General features: G+C 43.4%; 18 protein-coding genes and 1 tRNA gene. 7 read left to right on the forward strand and 12 right to left on the reverse strand.

Annotated elements, in window-relative coordinates:
* Window positions 1-31: 31 nt before the first annotated feature.
* Complete coding sequence (locus C1A10_RS10415; protein ID WP_101910203.1) at window positions 32-1,081, reverse strand: TAXI family TRAP transporter solute-binding subunit; 1,050 nt, start codon at window positions 1,079-1,081, stop codon at window positions 32-34.
* Between the two features lie 31 nt (window positions 1,082-1,112).
* Entirely contained in the window at window positions 1,113-2,417 is a 1,305-nt protein-coding gene (gene aroA / locus C1A10_RS10420) for a 3-phosphoshikimate 1-carboxyvinyltransferase (protein ID WP_101910204.1), read from the reverse strand.
* Between the two features lie 126 nt (window positions 2,418-2,543).
* On the opposite strand from aroA, the gene C1A10_RS10425 reads away from it, so the two are divergent.
* Entirely contained in the window at window positions 2,544-3,440 is an 897-nt protein-coding gene (locus tag C1A10_RS10425; RefSeq protein ID WP_101910205.1) for a LysR family transcriptional regulator, read from the forward strand.
* An 883-nt stretch (window positions 3,441-4,323) separates the two neighbouring features.
* Here C1A10_RS10425 and C1A10_RS10430 read toward each other — a convergent pair.
* The 5 genes from C1A10_RS10430 to C1A10_RS10450 are packed head-to-tail and all read right to left on the reverse strand — an operon-like array spanning window position 4,324 to window position 9,703.
* Window positions 4,324-5,193 carry a protein NO VEIN domain-containing protein gene (locus C1A10_RS10430; RefSeq protein ID WP_101910206.1) on the reverse strand — a complete coding sequence of 290 codons (870 nt, stop codon included), beginning with the start codon at window positions 5,191-5,193 and terminating at the stop codon, window positions 4,324-4,326.
* Complete coding sequence (locus C1A10_RS10435) at window positions 5,190-6,986, reverse strand: SNF2-related protein (RefSeq protein WP_101910207.1); 1,797 nt, start codon at window positions 6,984-6,986, stop codon at window positions 5,190-5,192. Before C1A10_RS10435 ends, C1A10_RS10430 begins: the two co-directional genes overlap by 4 nt.
* Window positions 6,976-8,271, reverse strand: a complete 1,296-nt coding sequence (locus C1A10_RS10440; protein WP_101910208.1) for a hypothetical protein — start codon at window positions 8,269-8,271, stop codon at window positions 6,976-6,978. The genes C1A10_RS10435 and C1A10_RS10440 overlap by 11 nt, the downstream gene beginning before the upstream one ends.
* Before the next feature lie 14 nt (window positions 8,272-8,285).
* Window positions 8,286-8,744 (reverse strand): BglII/BstYI family type II restriction endonuclease, encoded by a 459-nt coding sequence (locus C1A10_RS10445; RefSeq protein WP_101910209.1) that lies wholly within the window; start codon window positions 8,742-8,744, stop codon window positions 8,286-8,288.
* Window positions 8,741-9,703 carry a DNA-methyltransferase gene (locus C1A10_RS10450; RefSeq protein WP_101910210.1) on the reverse strand — a complete coding sequence of 321 codons (963 nt, stop codon included), beginning with the start codon at window positions 9,701-9,703 and terminating at the stop codon, window positions 8,741-8,743. The genes C1A10_RS10445 and C1A10_RS10450 overlap by 4 nt, the downstream gene beginning before the upstream one ends.
* Before the next feature lie 296 nt (window positions 9,704-9,999).
* Between C1A10_RS10450 and C1A10_RS10455 the strand changes: the two genes are divergently transcribed.
* From C1A10_RS10455 to C1A10_RS10470, 4 genes are read left to right on the forward strand one after another with little or no spacing between them, the layout of a single operon-like run.
* Window positions 10,000-10,344, forward strand: coding sequence for a DUF6809 family protein (locus tag C1A10_RS10455; protein ID WP_101909147.1), 345 nt, complete (start codon window positions 10,000-10,002; stop codon window positions 10,342-10,344).
* Window positions 10,319-10,669: a carbonic anhydrase gene (locus C1A10_RS10460; RefSeq protein ID WP_101909146.1), complete on the forward strand. Its 351-nt coding sequence runs from the start codon at window positions 10,319-10,321 to the stop codon at window positions 10,667-10,669. The genes C1A10_RS10455 and C1A10_RS10460 overlap by 26 nt, the downstream gene beginning before the upstream one ends.
* Before the next feature lie 2 nt (window positions 10,670-10,671).
* Window positions 10,672-10,977, forward strand: a complete 306-nt coding sequence (locus tag C1A10_RS10465) for a DUF960 family protein (protein WP_101909145.1) — start codon at window positions 10,672-10,674, stop codon at window positions 10,975-10,977.
* Between the two features lie 16 nt (window positions 10,978-10,993).
* Window positions 10,994-11,521, forward strand: coding sequence for a DUF1643 domain-containing protein (locus tag C1A10_RS10470; RefSeq protein WP_180950989.1), 528 nt, complete (start codon window positions 10,994-10,996; stop codon window positions 11,519-11,521).
* Between the two features lie 3 nt (window positions 11,522-11,524).
* Here C1A10_RS10470 and C1A10_RS10475 read toward each other — a convergent pair whose 3' ends face one another.
* Window positions 11,525-11,905: a helix-turn-helix domain-containing protein gene (locus tag C1A10_RS10475; protein WP_101910211.1), complete on the reverse strand. Its 381-nt coding sequence runs from the start codon at window positions 11,903-11,905 to the stop codon at window positions 11,525-11,527.
* 190 nt (window positions 11,906-12,095) lie between these two features.
* Here C1A10_RS10475 and C1A10_RS10480 point away from each other — a divergent pair, with 190 nt between their 5' ends.
* Both C1A10_RS10480 and C1A10_RS10485 read left to right on the forward strand, forming a co-directional pair.
* The gene (locus C1A10_RS10480; RefSeq protein WP_101909142.1) at window positions 12,096-12,287 is read left to right on the forward strand and encodes a helix-turn-helix domain-containing protein; all 192 of its coding nucleotides are present in this window, start codon (window positions 12,096-12,098) and stop codon (window positions 12,285-12,287) included.
* A 26-nt stretch (window positions 12,288-12,313) separates the two neighbouring features.
* Entirely contained in the window at window positions 12,314-12,589 is a 276-nt protein-coding gene (locus C1A10_RS10485) for a hypothetical protein (RefSeq protein WP_101909141.1), read from the forward strand.
* Between the two features lie 331 nt (window positions 12,590-12,920).
* Here C1A10_RS10485 and C1A10_RS10490 read toward each other — a convergent pair whose 3' ends face one another.
* The 4 genes from C1A10_RS10490 to thrC all read right to left on the reverse strand — a co-directional run bounded on the left by C1A10_RS10490 (window position 12,921) and on the right by thrC (window position 17,559).
* Window positions 12,921-14,324: a DUF4417 domain-containing protein gene (locus C1A10_RS10490; protein WP_101910212.1), complete on the reverse strand. Its 1,404-nt coding sequence runs from the start codon at window positions 14,322-14,324 to the stop codon at window positions 12,921-12,923.
* 315 nt (window positions 14,325-14,639) lie between these two features.
* A tRNA-Leu gene (locus C1A10_RS10495) sits at window positions 14,640-14,726 on the reverse strand.
* An 80-nt stretch (window positions 14,727-14,806) separates the two neighbouring features.
* The gene (locus C1A10_RS10500) at window positions 14,807-16,033 is read right to left on the reverse strand and encodes a cofactor-independent phosphoglycerate mutase (RefSeq protein WP_101910213.1); all 1,227 of its coding nucleotides are present in this window, start codon (window positions 16,031-16,033) and stop codon (window positions 14,807-14,809) included.
* A 35-nt stretch (window positions 16,034-16,068) separates the two neighbouring features.
* Window positions 16,069-17,559, reverse strand: a complete 1,491-nt coding sequence (gene thrC, locus C1A10_RS10505; RefSeq protein WP_101910214.1) for a threonine synthase — start codon at window positions 17,557-17,559, stop codon at window positions 16,069-16,071.
* Window positions 17,560-17,577 lie beyond the last annotated feature (18 nt).

The following is a 17,577-nucleotide window of genomic DNA, read 5'->3' on the forward strand; positions in this document are numbered from 1 at the left end:
GGACTGCGATTGCCCGCTATATCATTGATTCTTATTGACGCAGTGCGTCGGGGATTTCCATTCCAATTTCTTCAAAGTAGCGGATGGCGCCGGGGTGGAGGGGAATATCGATTTCTTCCAGTGCATGCTCCAGTATAACCTGCTTTTCCACGCTGGCATTAGAGCCTTTCCACTCGTCACGGTTTTCCCAGATGACCTTGACAATGTTGTAGTAATCATCGTCGGATAGGCCGGAATTGGTAGAACCACAGACAATGATTCTGGAACGGGGGATGACCACGTCCACATCAATACCGGTATAGGTGCCGGCGGGAACAGTGTACTTGGAGTAGGCGGAGTAATTAGCGTAGAATTCGTCATTTTCAATAGGGAGCAGTTTGGTATCCATAGTGGAGGTAAGTTCAGTCAGCGCGGCCGAGTTGATAGGATGGGTTACAATTATCGCCGCAATCTTGCCGTCCTTCAGGGCACTGGTCGCTTCGGAGTCGGGCATAAATTGGGGACTGACATCATCGTAGCTCAGACCGTAGGCTTCCAGAAGCGCCCGGGCTGCCAACTCGCCGCCGCTGCCAGCCGCGCCAACCGCTACGGTCTTGCCCTTCAGATCGGCTATGGTCTGAATGTCGCTGTTAGCCGGCGCAAAAACCTGGAGGTAGTTGTAGATGGTGGAAAAGAGAGCACGGATGTCGGTAAAGGCATTTCCCTCATAGTCCAGCTTTCCGTAGTAGGCGAAGGAAGCAACCTCGGTCTGGGAAATGGCAAGTCCCATATTGCCTTGGTGTAGGCCTCGCAGGTTTTCTACCGAGGCAGCGGTAGCTTCGCCGGTTGCGGCAATGCCATTCGCGTGGTTGGTGATGGTTTCGGACATGGCCACACCCATGGGATATAGTGCACCGGCGGTTCCGGCTGTACCAAAAGTGATACGTTTTATATTGCCGGATTGGGCAGGCTGCTGTTCAGCTGGAGCGGAAGCTCCTTCACCCTGGGATGTTTGCTGTTGGGAATTGCTGTTGGATTGGCCGCAGGCAGCCAAGCTGAATAAAAAAATGACAGCAAGTAAAATGGCAAGACTCTTTTTCATGATATCCCTCCGTTATTATAATGGTTAGTGTCTATTCCTCGATCAAACGCGTAATGTTCGCGCCAATACCAGACATTTCTTCATAGAACCGGGGGAAGGAAACGCCTACGGTTTCCGCGCTGTCGATGAGGGTTTCCCCTTCGGCAGCCAGAGCGGCGCAGGTGGATGCCATGACAATCCGGTGGTCGTGGTGCCCACTGAGGGTAGCCCCATGGAGCTTGGAGTGGTGAATGGTGAGGCTGCCGTGGGTTTCCTCAAACTTACCACCCATTTTGGTGAGTTCTTCCACAATTGATTTGCACCGGTCGGTTTCCTTCAGGCGGCAGGCTTCAATGTTCTTTAGTACCGTTTTGCCCTGAGCATAACTGCCCAAAACCGCAAGGGCGGGAATGGCGTCGGGCATGTTTTTGCAGTCGATCTCAATGCCGGTCAGGGGCTTGCGGCCCTCGATAATAATGCCGTCTTTACCGCCGTTGAGCACCTGCACTGATCCGCCCATGTCGCGGATAATATCCACAAATACCCGCTCTCCCTGAAAGTCGTTGACATCCATATTGAGCAGCTTGATTTTAGAGCCCTCGGTAATGGCAGTTGCTACTATGGGATAGGTGGCGCCACACCAGTCGGAGGGAGCCATCTTGGTAAAGGGTTGGTAGGTCTGACCGCCCGGAATGATGAATTCCTCAAAGTTGTTATTGATTACCGTAACGCCGGCGGCCTTAAGCCAATCGATGGTCAATTCCGCATAGGGGCGTTCGCCCAGGTTGTCCACCCGCAGGACAGTGTCCTTTTCCAGGCTCGGGCAGCAGACCAGCAGGCCAATTAACCATTGAACGTTGACACCGGGAAAATTCACGGTGTGCCCACCCTGAATTTTTCCTTCAATCGCAAGGGGGGCAAGCTCATTGTCCCGTGTGGAGATCGCCTTGCCACCCATTTCCCGGATAGCCTTGAGCAGTGGAGCAATGGGACGGTAGCATATCTGGTAATCACCGGTGATGACAGTTAGACCCTCGATAATAGAAGCCAGAGTGGTGAGCAGGTAATAGCCGGTACCGGAATTTCCCACATCCAAAACAGCGGCCGGAGCTTTCAGGTTTTTCACACCAACACCTTTGATAATCCATTCATCGTCGCTGTTACAGTCAATTTCCGCACCCAGTGCCTTGCAGCAATCAATAATGGAGTAACTGTCAATTCCGGGCATAGGGTTGTAGATACGGCTAACCCCTTCCGCCATGGTCCCTAGCAAAATGCCTCTTGCCGTTCCCGACTTGGATCCCGGAATCTTGACGTCACCCTGCAGACCGTTGGTGGGCTTGACGATATAGTACATGTTTTTTCCTCCTATAGTAATCTTGGATAATTATATAGTATCGTCGGCATTTACTTTTGTAAAATAGCAATGTATAATATCATTTATAAGCAGTGGCTATAAATTGCAGAATCAACGGGGGATTTTATGGATTATAACCAAATTCGATATGTGCTTTCAGTGGCACAGACCAAGAATTTTTCCCGGTCAGCTGAGCAGTTGTTTATCACCCAACCCGCTCTGTCGCAGCAGATCAGCCGACTGGAGCTGGAACTGGGCGTGGAGCTGTTTAATCGCACCACTCGTTTCGTGCATCTCACGCAGGCGGGCGCCGCTTTTGTGGACAATGCCCGGGCTGTGGTTGTGGCATGGGATCAACTGGAGAAAACGACAAAGTACTATAAGGAAATCGGAACGGTTCGGATCATTGTGGGACTGCTCCCCACTCTGGGCAGAACCAATTTGGTGGAATGCATCTCGGAGTTTACAACAAAATACCCAAATGTGAACATTGATTTGGTGACATCGTATAGTTATGACCTTTTGGTGAAACTGAATAATCACAAAATTGATGTGGGAATCATCAATATCCTGCCGTTCCCCACTCCAAATACTGATGGATGCGATATTTTTCCATTGGAGGAAAATCCCATTATGGTCATTATGAACAGGAAGCATCCCCTGGCTGACCGACAGAGAGTTACACTGGAGGATATTCGTACCCAGCCGGTCGTTGCATTGGGAAATAATGCCAGTGTACGTGTGTGTATGGATTATGTATTTAAAAAGTACCACATTCAGCCCCACATTGTCTGCGAATGCGATATCGAAACATTGGCCGATCTGGTATCGGCCAATATGGGAATTTCATTTTTAACGGCAAGAGTGGCCAAAAATCAATGCAACGTGTGTGCCCTGCCGCTGTATCCGCCTGTTGCCACCTATACCTCAGTTGTCACCAAAAAAGGAATAAACAAAAAGCCCGTTATTGTGAAAATTAAGGAGCACATTCTGTCTTCCTTCCAGACTGATGTTACCCCCTAGCAAAGCATTTGCCGGACTGTTTCTGCCTGGTGCATCTATAACGACTCTGCCCTGCATGCCGTTTTGTATTCGGTATTTCATCAGAAGCTAAGGCTAAAACATTAAGAATGGAAAGCACTGATTCATGGTGGAACACAAGTCATCAATGCCCCCAGCATTTATAATGCTGGGGGCAAAAAGTTATTGCAAAATTTACCAGCGCGTGGTATATATATCCCTATAGAGTTATATTATGACAACAAAAAAACTCCCACAGCATACCGATTGCTGACAACAACCGGTATGCATCCGCCTTAAAGATGTGTTACACGCTCGTCTTTAGGTTCTCTCTTTTTTTGGTGTTAACGTCTGCACGGCGTTTTCACATACATAAAACTGAATTACCCATACAAAATGGATACAAAGTGCTTTTGCTCAGCGTGCATTCTGCCCACCAAAAGCTAAAATGTTATACGGTAACGACTGTGCATACGCTCTAAGATGGCCATAACCTGCTGTATTGCTAATTTAGGCTGAGGAGTAGGAACAGATTTTGAGCTGGATGGGAAATCATATTCTACGTATGTATCTATGAAACGGCAGGGCGTTGTTTGCCCAATGCCCTGCCGTTTACATACTGAATTCAATAGAAAATTGGTGCGGGTAAAACGAACCAGTTTGAACCCTCACACTCTAGTAATTTTAAATCACTAAATAAATTGGGCCAATAATTAAAAAATTCGGGAGTTACTATAGTTTTATTGAACACAACAAATTTGCATTAAGTGTTTAGCCATGACTATATATGTAAAATAAACTTACTTAATTTGTATAATAAAAGTTTAGACGTTAACATGAAATCGCATTCTATGATTGATAAGTATCACATAAAAAGTAAAATCGATTATAAAATTTCTATAAAATTACAAAATGCAGAAAAAGGGACAATTACTTCCTGCCAATTTCCTCTCCCATGATTCTTTGGTATATGTTTACTCATTTCATCGACAGAAAGAATGCACAGTTTTTTAGCGCTTGAAAACGACCATAAATGAAACTGAAAGTGCTTAGCCGATGTCGCAGTATTCCATTCATTTTTTGATAACCGGAGTACCGCTTTTCCTATTGGCAGAGATGAAGCCTTAACTTCAATTAAAAGCCTGTCATGATTTGAAGGAGAAACAACTGAAATAATATCATATCCAGTCAAGTTCGTTTCAATCGATTCCCATATAGGCTTGAATGCAGTGCGCTTATGCTCAAAAATAATAGATTCATATTCTCCTTTTCTGCCTGTCTCGAGCACTTCAACCCCTCTTTGATAGCGAATACATTCAGCTAGGTTATCCCACCATAATATACAAGATTCTGTAATATCATCAGATAACAATAATGCTTCCAAGAAACAACGGCGTTCATCATTTGACATAAAAATAGAAGCTTCTCGACGACCACTTGGAACCCTATAGACCCATGCTGGTCGACACTTTAAAGAATATGTCATTAACATACGCCGGAGCAAATCCATAGTTAATTGATTTTCGTTAAAAGAAGCCTTTAGTAAATTACCATCCTCAGTAATGGTAATATTTGAAGTTTTTTCATTAAGGATTATCCATTCGCAATTTAATGCCAATTCTATTACATCTTTTGCATTTGCATTAGAAATATATGCATATTCCTTGATTTGAATTGCAGTCTGTAATTGCAATTTACTTATTTGATCTAAAAGACTTAAAACAGCAGAAAACATTCCTAACGAAGCACGTGTCATGATTCATCACCGCTAAAAAAATAGTTAAGCACGGCTTTGGCGTCTTCTGGAGTAATATCAGAAGATTCATCGCCAAATCCTTCAAAATCATAAGGTATAGTATCTACGATTAGTGAAGGATCATTTAGTGCCTCAGACATTTTAGCAACTTTATCTTGTAGCCTCCTGCGAACAACTTGATCAATAGTACCACTACATTCTACAATTTCAACAATTGGATGTTGATTTTGTTTTAGTCCTAATCTATGAATCCGATCTTCAGATTGTAAATAATGTGCCGCATTGAAAGATCTATCAACATAAATGGCATATTGACACACTTTATGAAGACTTATTCCTTCCGATGCTGCAGATGGATTGGCCACTAAAACCATTGCATTGGGATCGTTATGAAAACGCTTAATTTTTCCTTCCCTTGTATCATCTATGTTTTCATCACCAGTATCAACTCCACCATGTATATAATCTGCTCCTAAATCTTGCAAACGCTCAGAAATCAATTCAACATTTTCCACAAACGTTGACCAGATAATAACTTTTTTCCCCTCAGAAGCAAGTATTCGAGCACGCTTACATGCATATTCAATTTTAGGACCGTTACATGTTAAGAGTAGCTGCCCCATCCTTGGATCAAAGGCGTAATTCATATCATTGGCTAAAAGCGCTGGATTAGAGACAAATTGTAATATTTTCATAGAGCTTTTCCCAATATGGCGAAGGGCGTATTTAGAATCATCACTTAAAGCACTGTTGAGTTGTCGTTTTAACTCTGATTTTAATACGCCATAAATTTTTAGCTGTATTTCATCCATATTAAGCAAAATTAGCCGATGTTCCAGCTTGGGAATACCTAGCTGATCTTTTGTTGTGCGCACAAATATTGGCTGCATTAGATTTATCGCTGTATCTTCTGTTACAGCTTTCTCTGGATATAAAAACTTAAATTGCGGCACCAAGTCTTTAGCGCTTTGCGGCATTGGAGTACCACTCATAATAAGTTTTTTTGTCGGCAAGTAGGACACTTCTAAAATCGATTCAGCAGTTACTCCAAGTTTTCCACTTTTAATACGATGGCTCTCATCTAAAAACATATAGACAGAACTTCGGGTTAGTTCTTGAGAAATTAATTTTTTTACCTTAAGGAATTGTTGGTAAGTAATAAGCATAAATCTAGGATTTTCAGCAAGTAAATTTCTAATTCTTGATTCTCCACCTGTAAGTCTTATGAATTTATCAGTTTCAGATGGAACACATATTTCCAATTGCTCATCCCAAGCACCGAAAGCATTTTTAGGTGCAACCACTAGCAATCGCTCTTTAAGATTGGAATTGCAATAAAAATATGCTAATGCTTCTGTTGTCTTACCTGCGCCGGGTACAGAAAAAGTTGCTCCAGCAGGTAATGTTATTAGCTTTCGAAGATTACTTAGTTGATTAGATGTCAAATTTCTTGCAAATCCAGCTGACGCCAAGTGCATCTTAACAAATTGCTCGCTTGCTAATCCTTTTTTAACGGCAACATTATATGATAATGTTTGAGCATTTTTTAGTAATTCAGTGGCTTTTTGTGAAATGCTTAAATTAACTTGATGAACCTGTACAAAGGATGCGACATCTCCTTTTATACTTAAGAAATTTCGCCATGCAAATTGCATTGATACACGGTTTTGTATTATTTCTGGGATATAATCACCAATAATACGCTTTAACGATTTCCATTCTAATGACTCTGGCGTATCAGTGTATATTACAACATTACCTTGATGCCAATTATAATCAATTTCAATTTTCATTTAAATTATTTAACCAAGCCAAAATAATATTAACTTTTTGTTGAATAGTTTTTAGATGCTTAGCCACACCTTGAGTATTTATATCTGAGGCGTCTAGCCCAATGGTAGCCGCCTCTGTAAGCAACGAAGCAGCTTTGCTTACTTGATTCAACAAAAAATTACCGGCATCCCTTTCTTGTTTTATTTGTTGTTGTGTTGTAATAATATTTGTAGTTATCTTCCTAACAAGATCAAGATTATTGCTATTCTTTATAACTGACGCAACAATAGCTGGCTTATCAATAGGTATATCTCCGGGATCAGCTAACAAAGAAATTTCTTCAGTTTGCAAAGTAGTTGGTGTTATGTTAAGTTTTTCTTCTAAACCCTGAGCGATCTTATTCAGATTTTCTGCGATGTTTGGTATGACTTCATATAAACGCCCATCATCTTTTGATCCTTCAACAAAAGCAAAAGACAATGTTTCAAATAATTCTTTTTCTCCTGAGGTGTCAAGCCTTTTTCTGCCTTTAACAATCTTTTCAAATGCATAATAATCTTTATCTACCAAAGACCATTCATCAGGATGACCTTTCTTTTTTAAATAAGTTTCTGCATATTCGCGACATTCAATTAGTAAATTCATGGCTTGAACACTTTTATCAAGGGACTCAGCCACATCTTTTGAAGGAATACCTTGTGCGATATCTTCGCTTGCCATTAATGCTATAGCGTGCCATCTATATTCCGCACGCATCGAGTTTTGAACTTGAAGCCTTTTTTCTAAGTCTCTAATCGCTCTTTCATCACATTCGGGCAAAATAGCCATTTTAATTGTTTCGAAGTGTTTATATTTTATCCTGTCTGAATAATAAAGTTCACGCCAAGCACAGAGCCTGCGATTCCCATTTACAACTACACCGGAATTAGTTGAAATAATGGGTTCTGTCTGATGCAGATTATCTGACCGAAAGGCTTTTAACAAGCCTTCTTCTTCAACAAGTTGTTTGAGTATTTCATGCTGAGCGTATTGGGCGTCTATTGAATCATGATCTTTGATAAAAATATCTCGTTCAATGTCAGGATTTTTGACAAGATACTCTTGTTGGAATGGTCTAGTTCTTCCATTTGCCAATCTATAGACGGCAAATTCTATTCTAACTTCAATCACAGGAAGTGCACGATATTCACCCATAAATTCAACGTAATGTGATGTTTTAGTTTCATCACATTTTTTACGAATCTCTGATTTTCTTTTAAGAAATGGTGCCCCAAAATTATTCAATTCTTTAACTTCAAAACCCATATATTTTACACTCCTTATTCATAAAATCCAACCAGTAAAATAGGCATAGTTATTACTTGTTTGAAAATAGGGAGTTCCCGTGATAGTCGTTCAAATGATGCAAGATTGCCACCAAGCTTTTTTGCAGCACTAGACATGGGGACGATTATTATACCTACACGAACAATCTCTTTCATATAAAGCGTTTGCAATTTTAAAAGATCTGCATATGTACGGCTTACATTGCCTGTTTGTAAACACAGACCTATACCGTGCAACATAGATGTTATTGATATTTTTGAAGAGTTGTCAAGCCTGACTGAATCTGACCATCCAAATTGTTTTAATTTGGAAGATAATGACTTGTTAATAGCGGATGCAGCATAGGATTTTACATCTATATTGGTTGACTGAAAAATGTCCTTAATATCTTCAACTATGCCATGTGGTACTACATCTAGTCCACTTCTATAACTTTTAAGTTTGATCATCATCCGTCAAGCCCTTCTTTCTTCCACTCGTCGGGAACCTTGGATAAGCCGCTTTTTGTATGATCATAAATTGGTTTATTAAATGGTCGGTATTTTATTGTACCAGCAATTGAATCATTCAAACGCTGCTCTCCAATTTTTACGTAGCTATTGTCCAATTCACATCCCCAAAAAGACCGGTTATGTATTATTGCAGCTACTCCTGAAGATGCAACACCACAAAATGGATCAAACACAAGCTGCCCTTCATTAGTTAATGCCAATACTAAACGTTCTATTAGCCCTACCGGAAATTGACACGGGTGGGCAGTCTTTTCTATATGGTTTCCCTTTACATTAGGTACTTCCCATACATCTTCTGGGTTTTTCCCTTTAGGATTACCAGAAAGTTTACCTTTGTTTTCTCCTTTAAAACTTTTCTTGCCTGGATATTTTGCGGGGATGCGAACAGGATCAAGATTAAAAACATAACTGTCAGTTTTAGAATACCACATTACTACCTCATATCTACCGCTAAATCGTCTTTTAGTATGCAATCCATGTCCAAAATGCCACACGATGCGATTTCGCATTTTCATGCCTAATTCCTTAAAGATAGGTGCCATTTCTATGTCTAGAGGTAATATGCTTCCATTATCTACATAATTTCCCACTTGCCAGCAAATACTTCCAGTGTCTTTTAATCGAATAAAAATTTTATTAATAATTCTCTTTTGCCATTTTAAATACTCTTCAAGTTGCATTGGTCTTTCGTACTCTTTTCCGATATTATATGGGGGAGATGTAACCACTAAATCAAAAATTGGCTCTTGAGGTAAGCAGTCTAAAAAGGTTTCTACATCTCCGTTAAAAATTATATTTTTTTGATTATCAATGTTTATTGCATTAATATTCTTATTTGGCAAAATATTTACAGAAGAGAATTCGAATTCACTTTTGGTTAACTTATTAATATCGCTCATTTTTTAATATCTCCTTATACTGAGCACCTTTAATATCTTAAATTTGATACATCATTGCATTTAATCAATATTATTTTAACACAGATCATTGTCAAGTAAAAGGGGATTACTTACAACTTAAGAGCATATTTAATAAGAGTTACAATGCGGTGAAAGGAAAAGTGCCGATATCAAACAATAGACCAAGCCAGTTGTATCCGTTTCTACATTTTTATAAAATGCAACGCTATGCGTATCAACAAGAAAAATAAATCTATATTCTAACCTTGAATCTAAATTCAAGGAGGTTAACCCCTATGTCAAAATCTATCCTGCACCAACTTTATTACGGCGACCTTAGTCCATCCCAGACGATCACGCCCCCGGACCCCCAATATGAAGAAGCGCAAACCAAGGCCAGCAAACTTCTGTATCAGCTGCACAAAGAATTATCAGACGAGCAGTTTCAACTGCTGGAACGCTATTTGGAATACCGCTCGGATTATTCTGACATGGAACTGTCCGAAACGTTTGCGGAAGCATTCAGGATGGGGGCTCAGGTGGCATTCGAAATACAAAACAGAGATGTTTCCAACTTCGGAAGCATCTCTGTTTCTGTTTGCGGGAGGAATGAGAATGATCAGGATCAGCACATGGAGTGACGTGCAATCACTCAAGCCGGATAATGACCCCGGCCTGTATTTATTGCTGTCAAACCGGTTTAAACAGCTGCATCAAATATTCTGCTCCAATAGTTCTGTACCATTGGAGCGGTTTTCATTGCAGGAATATGGGGAACTGTTTGTCGTAGAAAACGGTTCGGAACTCACAGGCAAACTGTTTGAACAGGTCACCAAGCATACGTTTAGCCAGAAGAATTATTATGTTGCTGTTTTCCTCTTTAACAGTGAGGTTTGCAGCGACTTTTTGATTCCTGCGGAAAACTTGAACGACCATCAAATTCAACAATTAGAACAGGAGTTATAACCATGTTTCAAAACCCACGCTACATGACCAGAGGTATTGCAGAAACACTTCCCCTCTCACTCCAGATCATTCTATGGAGCATGATAGACAGCCTCAAACAATCGCAGGAGCTGGACTACCTCCAAGTGTTCAGCCTGTCTGCTGAGCGCAACCCTGACGGTGTCCTGCAACAGCGCATTGTACATTCGCAGGAGGTACCGCCGTATCAAAAGACGATTATGGTTGCCTGTAAATCGCCTGTGGACTGCAAGGTGTTTTGCATCGACGATGAGACGCACGCCACCATGCTCTATGCAGATGAATATTAGAAAGGAGCTTGATACTATGAACGAAAAAAGCATCATCCGAACGGAAGCATTATATAACGATGAAAAGACACACCGTTTCAGCCTGAAGAAATCCTGGGATAATTCCAAACCCTCAGCCAGCATTATCATGATCGCTCCGTCTGTACGGGCCAATGAGATTGCTATGGACATTACCAGTCTATACGTGCTCAACAACTGTTATCAGCTTGGGTGCGGTTCTGTGGACATCCTCAATCTCTATTCAAAATTGGACGCAAACCCATTTGAAAATTGTCCTGAAAATGATGAATGGATTTTAAAAAGCTGCCATAAAGCGGATCAGGTAATTCTCGGATGGGGCAAGGGGCAGACACAAAAATCAGTGGATAACCGTATTCAGGAGGTTCTGAACATGCTGAAACCTTACAGGGACAAACTGTTTGAAATTGCGGATGTCAACGGGAAACGGGGTTTTCATCCGCTGGGAACCAGCGTACGGCTAAGATGGTATTTGGTACCCTATCAATACCCGGAAAAAGAAAAACAGGAGCAGAAATCCGAATGATTTCTATGCTCCTGTTTCTGTGTTCCGCAGCATGTTTTTAACGCGCAGATATTGCAGAAATTCCTGCCGGTCGGATTCACTCCATTTAGAATAGTCGGATAACAACCGCATAATCTCCAATCCATCCTCTGAATAGCATAGTTCCCGGATTATATCGGAAATCCATTGTGGGACTTTATCTGCATACGCCTCTTCTCCCATGAGATAGGCCACGGATGTGTCCAATGCATCCGCAATTGCTTCCAAGCGTTTTAACGATGGTTTTGTGCGCCCCTGTTCAATATCACAGAGGAACGATGGGGACAGCGCAGTTTTTTCTCCCAAAGCTTTCAGCGTCATTTTCCGCTGTTTGCGTAATGTTTTGATGTGTGAGCCGACTGTCAACGCTGATTCCTCCCCACAATTCGGTATGATCGTATTGATCTTAGTATAGCAAAGAATCTTTCCTGTGTAAACTGCAATGATAATACGATAATATCGTACCGAATCCGTTATAACGTAGAAAGTGTATGGTTGTCCTTGTCTAATATTCTGTATATACGTATAATTGATCTTGTGGCAGAGGTGGTGACAAATGAGTATTGGACAACAGATCAAAAATATCCGGCAGGAACGGCATCTATCGCAGAAACAGCTTGCGCAAATGGCTCAAATCTCCCCATCCTATCTATGTGATGTGGAAAAGGGGCGATGCAATTGTTCTATTAAAATTCTGAAAAGAATCTCATTGGCGTTGAACGTGGAAATCGCGGAACTATTAAAATAACAGACAGAAATGAGGAGACTACATACGTGGATTTATATGCGCTGATTTGCCTGATTCTGGGGCTTCCCATCGGGCTGTATTTTTATCACCTGATCAATAAGTACTTTACAATCTATTATTTTGGCTGCGGCGCGGTCTGGGGATTATTCTGGGGATGCCTTGTTGCGGGAGCGATTATCATGTTTTTGCTGTTGGAATTTCTGAGAGCATTGGCAATCCCTGTCGCAATATTCTTTCTGGTGCTCTGGTTGTTTACGCGCGGAAAGAAAAAGAATTCGGACGATCAGCAGCAATCCAAATAACAAACGCCCACAGCTTTTTATGGCTGTGGGCTATTATCATACGGAAAGGTGTTTATAATATGGAATTTATCCTGTTTTTTCTTGGATTTTTACTGACTTTGATGCGTCCCAGCCAAACAAAATTGAATATCGCTTTGAAAAGACTGCTGACCGGACAGAACTGAAAGAAAGCTAAATACCGGATACGCAAAACAACCACCCAGCAATGGGTGGTTGTTTCTGTTACCTCACAAACGTGAGGGTTTGCTGGTCGGAATGTAATTATAGGACTTGAAAAAATCTGATACATAAAGGCTTTATAGACTTTTGAATGAGTAGTATCTACAAAAAATCATATGGTTCGGTCGGTAACTGTAACCTCAGTAATAATTTCACGCAGTTTTTTGCCTTCGATGATATGGTCAAGCAAATCTTCGGAATTGTCGTATAACGCTTCTGTTTCAGGTTTATATGCTTCACTAATCGATGTTATACCTTCCTCTGGTTGTGTAATGGTATAAATGACGTCGTTATAAATAAACTCAACCTCGGCATTTCTTCTCATGCTTGTCTGAAAGTCTGCAATAGAGCTAAAAGCATTTTCCTCGGGGGAACCGCCTTTGATAATTCGGTCATATTTCATGCCTAATCCCTCTTTTCTACTCTTGAACACCGGCGCTTGTTCATCCCAATAATTGATAGGCGGACCAGGTCGCGGACTGCCATCTTCTGCCCATTTAATTTCGTGATCATGCGGATTGGAGTGCTTGTCAGAACGACGATGATCTGTATAATGCCGCTCCATTACGGCTCGGCCATCCTCACCAATTTTTGTGTCCTTCACATACTTATCTTCTGTACGAATAATGCTTCCCGGTTTTCCAAGATACCGCTCATCTTTAATTTTACTCGGTACCCACTTCCCGCCGTAAGCGCTCCCTGCACCTAATTGTACCACATAGCCGGTATGCTTAACAATGCGGTTATCCGATATGAGCAGAGGCGGATGATTGCTTTCAACATATCCTCCATATTTTACAATGCGATAGCTTTTTGAGGAAAAAGAACGGGCTTGCTTTGGTTCTGTATCAGCAACATCGTCGCTCATATGCTGCCATGAACTCAATTCATAATTTACATAAACAATATTACCTGCCATTTCAGGAAATGGCTCGTGGTAGCAGATAATCTTTTCCGGCTCGATGCGCCGCAGCATTTCGTTATAACCCGCCATAAAAAAGTCCTTTTGTGCTTCACGGCCTTCCTTTCCCTGAACCATATAGGTGGAAAGCGCCACAACCGAACCTTTTTCAATACCCTCGAAACAAAAGCCAAAGCTATTTGACAAGCCAAAGTTAACAGTTGGGATTACCCGTATTCCCTGTGAAGCAAAGTAAGCGCCACACCATCGGTTGCGGAATACGTTGTAGAGCAGCATAGCCTCCGGCATTTCCGTGTACATACTAAAATCAGGGGCCAGAACCGCCCGATAACCTTTGAGATTGTCCAAGTCGGCATCAGGCTTTTCCCAAACCTGTTCAAATTTGTAATCGTAAAGAAAAAAATGCACCATGCGATTTGCGTGTTTTCTGCCATCGGACTTTACCTTGTCAAAACCAATAAGCCTAAGATGATCGAAATCTTTCTCGGTAAAATTTGATTTTGGGATGATAGGAATGCCATATCTGCCAGATTGTTCAAATTGGTTTCTCAAAAAAAGTGGGTCTGTGCGATAAAGATAATGTTCCTGTGTCATTTGTAGCTCCTCCTCGATAATAGTGAAAATATCCCTTCACTAATAGGGAAAAAAGGCTGGTATTTAACTTTCAGAGGAACAAAACAGCACCTAAATGAAAGAAATTCGGAATGTTTGTACGAATGCACAAGTTTGTCCTGATATGGCTTTGATTAATTGTTGTATTTTGCATGTGTGTGGGATGATTTTTGATCCTGTCACTCAATTTCACTTTCGAGTGTCCTTATAGGATTTTAGGGCATCTTGAACTATACAAACCCGCATGGCTACAAACAATGCAAAAGACCGCCGATTAAAAATCGACGGTCTTTTCAATGGTGCGGGTAACAGGACTTGAACCTGCACAGCCTTGCGACCATTAGAACCTGAATCTAACGCGTCTGCCAATTCCGCCATACCCGCATATAGGCACGTCCTTAACGACTGTGCTTGATTATTATATCATCGGGCAGGACAGTTGTCAATAATAAGATTACAATTTTTTATGCTTCGGAATCAATGTCATGCAGCAGTTTTTGCATCATCAAATGGCCCTCCGGCACATAGATACCGGTTGCGGCAGCAAGCCTTTCCGTATAACGATCTGTCGGGCTGCCGCCTTCGCGGTTGCTGCGGTAAAGGACAAACGGGACCGGTTCGGCAGTATGCGTACGAATAGCAAGCGGAGTGGGATGGTCGGGCATCAGCAGGATGGAGAACGGCTCCCCGGATTCCCGCAGGGCAGGCAAAATTCTTCCAAGAATATCCCGGTCAATCAGCTCGATGGATTTTACTTTATTCTCGATCTCATGCCGATGTCCGCATTCGTCGGGCGCCTCCACATGGATATATACAAAATCGCATCCGCCGTGCAGCAGCTTTAGAGCAGCGTCCGCCTTGCCGGCGAAATTAGTGTCGACATTTCCGGTAGCGCCTTCCACATCTACGCTTTTCAAACCGGCGCAGATAGCAATTCCTTTAATCAGGTCGACTGCGGAAATTACGCCGCCTTTCACGCCATATTTCTCAGCAAATGGTGTCAATGCGGGCTTGGTACCTTCTCCCCAGAACCAGCAGGAGGCAGCCGGACGCTTCCCTCTTGCAATGCGTGCCAGATTGACCGGATGGTTTTTCAAAAGCTCGCGGGAGCGCTTCATCAGATCCAGAAGGAGATTGCCGTAACGTCCGGAAGGCAAGTGCTCCCGAATGGGTTTGAGAGAAATATCATGGGGAGGAGTGCAGATACTTCCGGTTTGAGCATGGTGCAGCACGAGACAGTGCCGATAGCTGATTCCCGGATATAGCTTGAGCGTCTCAGACTCAAACTCGCGGTTGAGAAACTGAATCAGCTCGGTGGATTCCGCTGTCGAAATTTCGTCAGAGGAATAATCCAGCATAGTCGCGTCTTCAAAAGAATCTTCGTCCGACAGCGTGACAAGGTTGCAGCGGAAGGTGACATCATCCGCTTCCAGAGGAATGCCGATGCTGACAGCCTCAAGAGGGGAACGACCGCTGTAATAAATCTTGGGGTCATACCCCATAACCGACAGGTTGGCGGTATCCGACCCCGGGGGCATACCTTCCGGTACAGTCTTTACCATGCCAACGATGCCATGTCGGGCAAGCTCATCCATATTGGGCTTCTCAGCGGCTTCTAGCGGGGTCCGGTTCCCAAGTTCAGGCACCGGATAGTCCGCCATGCCGTCGCCGAGCATGACTAGATACTTCAAGACGGTTCACCAATCCTTCCTTTTTATCTGCACGGCTATTTTGTCAGCCACTGCGCAACCGCATTTTTCATCTTTGCGGATTCCACAACGTCGGTAAACCGTTCTGTTTTTTCTTTTAACTCCGCGAGGGCTTTCGGTGCGGGCAGGCCCGACGCGGCGGACAATTCGTCCAGCAGGGCAAAATCGTCCCCCTGCGGCTGTACGCCGATTGCAGGCAGCACACTGCCCGCAAATTTAAACGGGCTGGCGGTAGAGGCAATGACGGTAGGAGTCTGATCGCCTGTCTTGTCTGCATAGTCCTGATAAACCTTGACGGCAACCGCGGTATGCGTATCGCACAGGTATCCTGTTTTACGGAACAGCCTGCCGATGGTTTGGCTGGTCTGTTCATCGTCGGCGAAGCCCGCCGCGAATTCCGACTGGAGGGAATCCAGCACCTCTTTTTCCACCGTGTAAGCGCCCTTTGTGGAAAGTTCCGCCATATAGGCGCGCAGCTTTTCCGCATTCCGTCCGCAGAGCAGATAGAGCAGGCGCTCCAGATTGGAGGAAATCAGGATGTCCATCGACGGGGAAGCGGTGAGGAAGAAATCACGGTTCCGGTCATAGGTCCCGGTGGTGATGAAATCGGTCAGGACATTGTTTTTGTTGGATGCACAGATCAACTTTTTGACCGGCAGGCCGCAGTGCTTAGCAAAATAGGCCGCTAATATATTACCGAAGTTGCCGGTGGGAACGACGATGTTAATGGGGTCGCCGAGGTTGATGTTTCCCTGGTTCAGCAGCTCGCAGTATGCGGAGAAATAATAGGCGATCTGCGGGGCGAGACGTCCCCAGTTGATCGAATTGGCGGAGGAAAGCAAAAAGCCCTTTTCCGCAAGTTCTTCGGCAAACTCTTTGTCGATGAAGATGCGTTTCACACCGTTTTGTGCGTCATCAAAATTGCCCTTTGCGGCGAACACCATGACGTTTTCGCCGCTTTGTGTCGTCATCTGACGGCGCTGGATGCTGCTGGTTCCGCCGTCCGGATAGAATACGCAGATTTTTGTACCCGGTACATCCGCGAAGCCTTCCAGTGCGGCCTTTCCCGTATCGCCCGAGGTAGCAACCAGAATGACGACAGTTTTCTGTTCACCGGTTTTTTTCAGGGAGGCCGTCAGCAGGTGTGGGAGCAGCTGGAGCGCAAAATCTTTAAACGCGCAGGTTGGGCCGTGGAACAGCTCCAGCACGCTGGCCTGCCCGTCGAGCGGACGCAGGGGAGCAACCGCCGTCGGCGGGAATTTCTCAGGCGCATAGGCGCGGGAAATGCTGTCGTGCAGTTCTTCCTTTGTAAAATCGCAGAGAAAACGCGACAGCACTTCGGTCGCGCGGCCGACATAATCGGCTTTGGAGAGCGCGCCGATCTCCTCCAGTGTAAAAGAGGGCAGCGACTCGGGGATAAAAAGGCCACCGTCGGGAGCAAGGCCGGCAACAATTGCCTGCGCTGCGCTGACAGAATAACTGCTGTCGCGGGTGCTGATATAATTCATGTGTAAAATTCTCCTTCA

It is taken from the genome of Marasmitruncus massiliensis (assembly GCF_900186535.1).
Lineage (GTDB): Bacteria > Bacillota > Clostridia > Oscillospirales > Ruminococcaceae > Anaerotruncus > Anaerotruncus massiliensis_A.

What these genes read in the sequence shown, in the direction of transcription:
- C1A10_RS10490 (WP_101910212.1), bottom strand. Translation starts at nt 14,324, where the DNA reads ATGACACAGGAACATTATCTTTATCGCACAGACCCACTTTTTTTGAGA.
- aroA (WP_101910204.1), bottom strand. Translation starts at nt 2,417, where the DNA reads ATGTACTATATCGTCAAGCCCACCAACGGTCTGCAGGGTGACGTCAAG.
- C1A10_RS10440 (WP_101910208.1), bottom strand. Translation starts at nt 8,271, where the DNA reads ATGGGTTTTGAAGTTAAAGAATTGAATAATTTTGGGGCACCATTTCTT.
- C1A10_RS10470 (WP_180950989.1), top strand. Translation starts at nt 10,994, where the DNA reads ATGAACGAAAAAAGCATCATCCGAACGGAAGCATTATATAACGATGAA.
- C1A10_RS10455 (WP_101909147.1), top strand. Translation starts at nt 10,000, where the DNA reads ATGTCAAAATCTATCCTGCACCAACTTTATTACGGCGACCTTAGTCCA.
- C1A10_RS10425 (WP_101910205.1), top strand. Translation starts at nt 2,544, where the DNA reads ATGGATTATAACCAAATTCGATATGTGCTTTCAGTGGCACAGACCAAG.
- C1A10_RS10465 (WP_101909145.1), top strand. Translation starts at nt 10,672, where the DNA reads ATGTTTCAAAACCCACGCTACATGACCAGAGGTATTGCAGAAACACTT.
- C1A10_RS10445 (WP_101910209.1), bottom strand. Translation starts at nt 8,744, where the DNA reads ATGATGATCAAACTTAAAAGTTATAGAAGTGGACTAGATGTAGTACCA.
- C1A10_RS10460 (WP_101909146.1), top strand. Translation starts at nt 10,319, where the DNA reads ATGATCAGGATCAGCACATGGAGTGACGTGCAATCACTCAAGCCGGAT.
- thrC (WP_101910214.1), bottom strand. Translation starts at nt 17,559, where the DNA reads ATGAATTATATCAGCACCCGCGACAGCAGTTATTCTGTCAGCGCAGCG.
- C1A10_RS10435 (WP_101910207.1), bottom strand. Translation starts at nt 6,986, where the DNA reads ATGAAAATTGAAATTGATTATAATTGGCATCAAGGTAATGTTGTAATA.
- C1A10_RS10415 (WP_101910203.1), bottom strand. Translation starts at nt 1,081, where the DNA reads ATGAAAAAGAGTCTTGCCATTTTACTTGCTGTCATTTTTTTATTCAGC.
- C1A10_RS10450 (WP_101910210.1), bottom strand. Translation starts at nt 9,703, where the DNA reads ATGAGCGATATTAATAAGTTAACCAAAAGTGAATTCGAATTCTCTTCT.
- C1A10_RS10430 (WP_101910206.1), bottom strand. Translation starts at nt 5,193, where the DNA reads ATGACACGTGCTTCGTTAGGAATGTTTTCTGCTGTTTTAAGTCTTTTA.
- C1A10_RS10480 (WP_101909142.1), top strand. Translation starts at nt 12,096, where the DNA reads ATGAGTATTGGACAACAGATCAAAAATATCCGGCAGGAACGGCATCTA.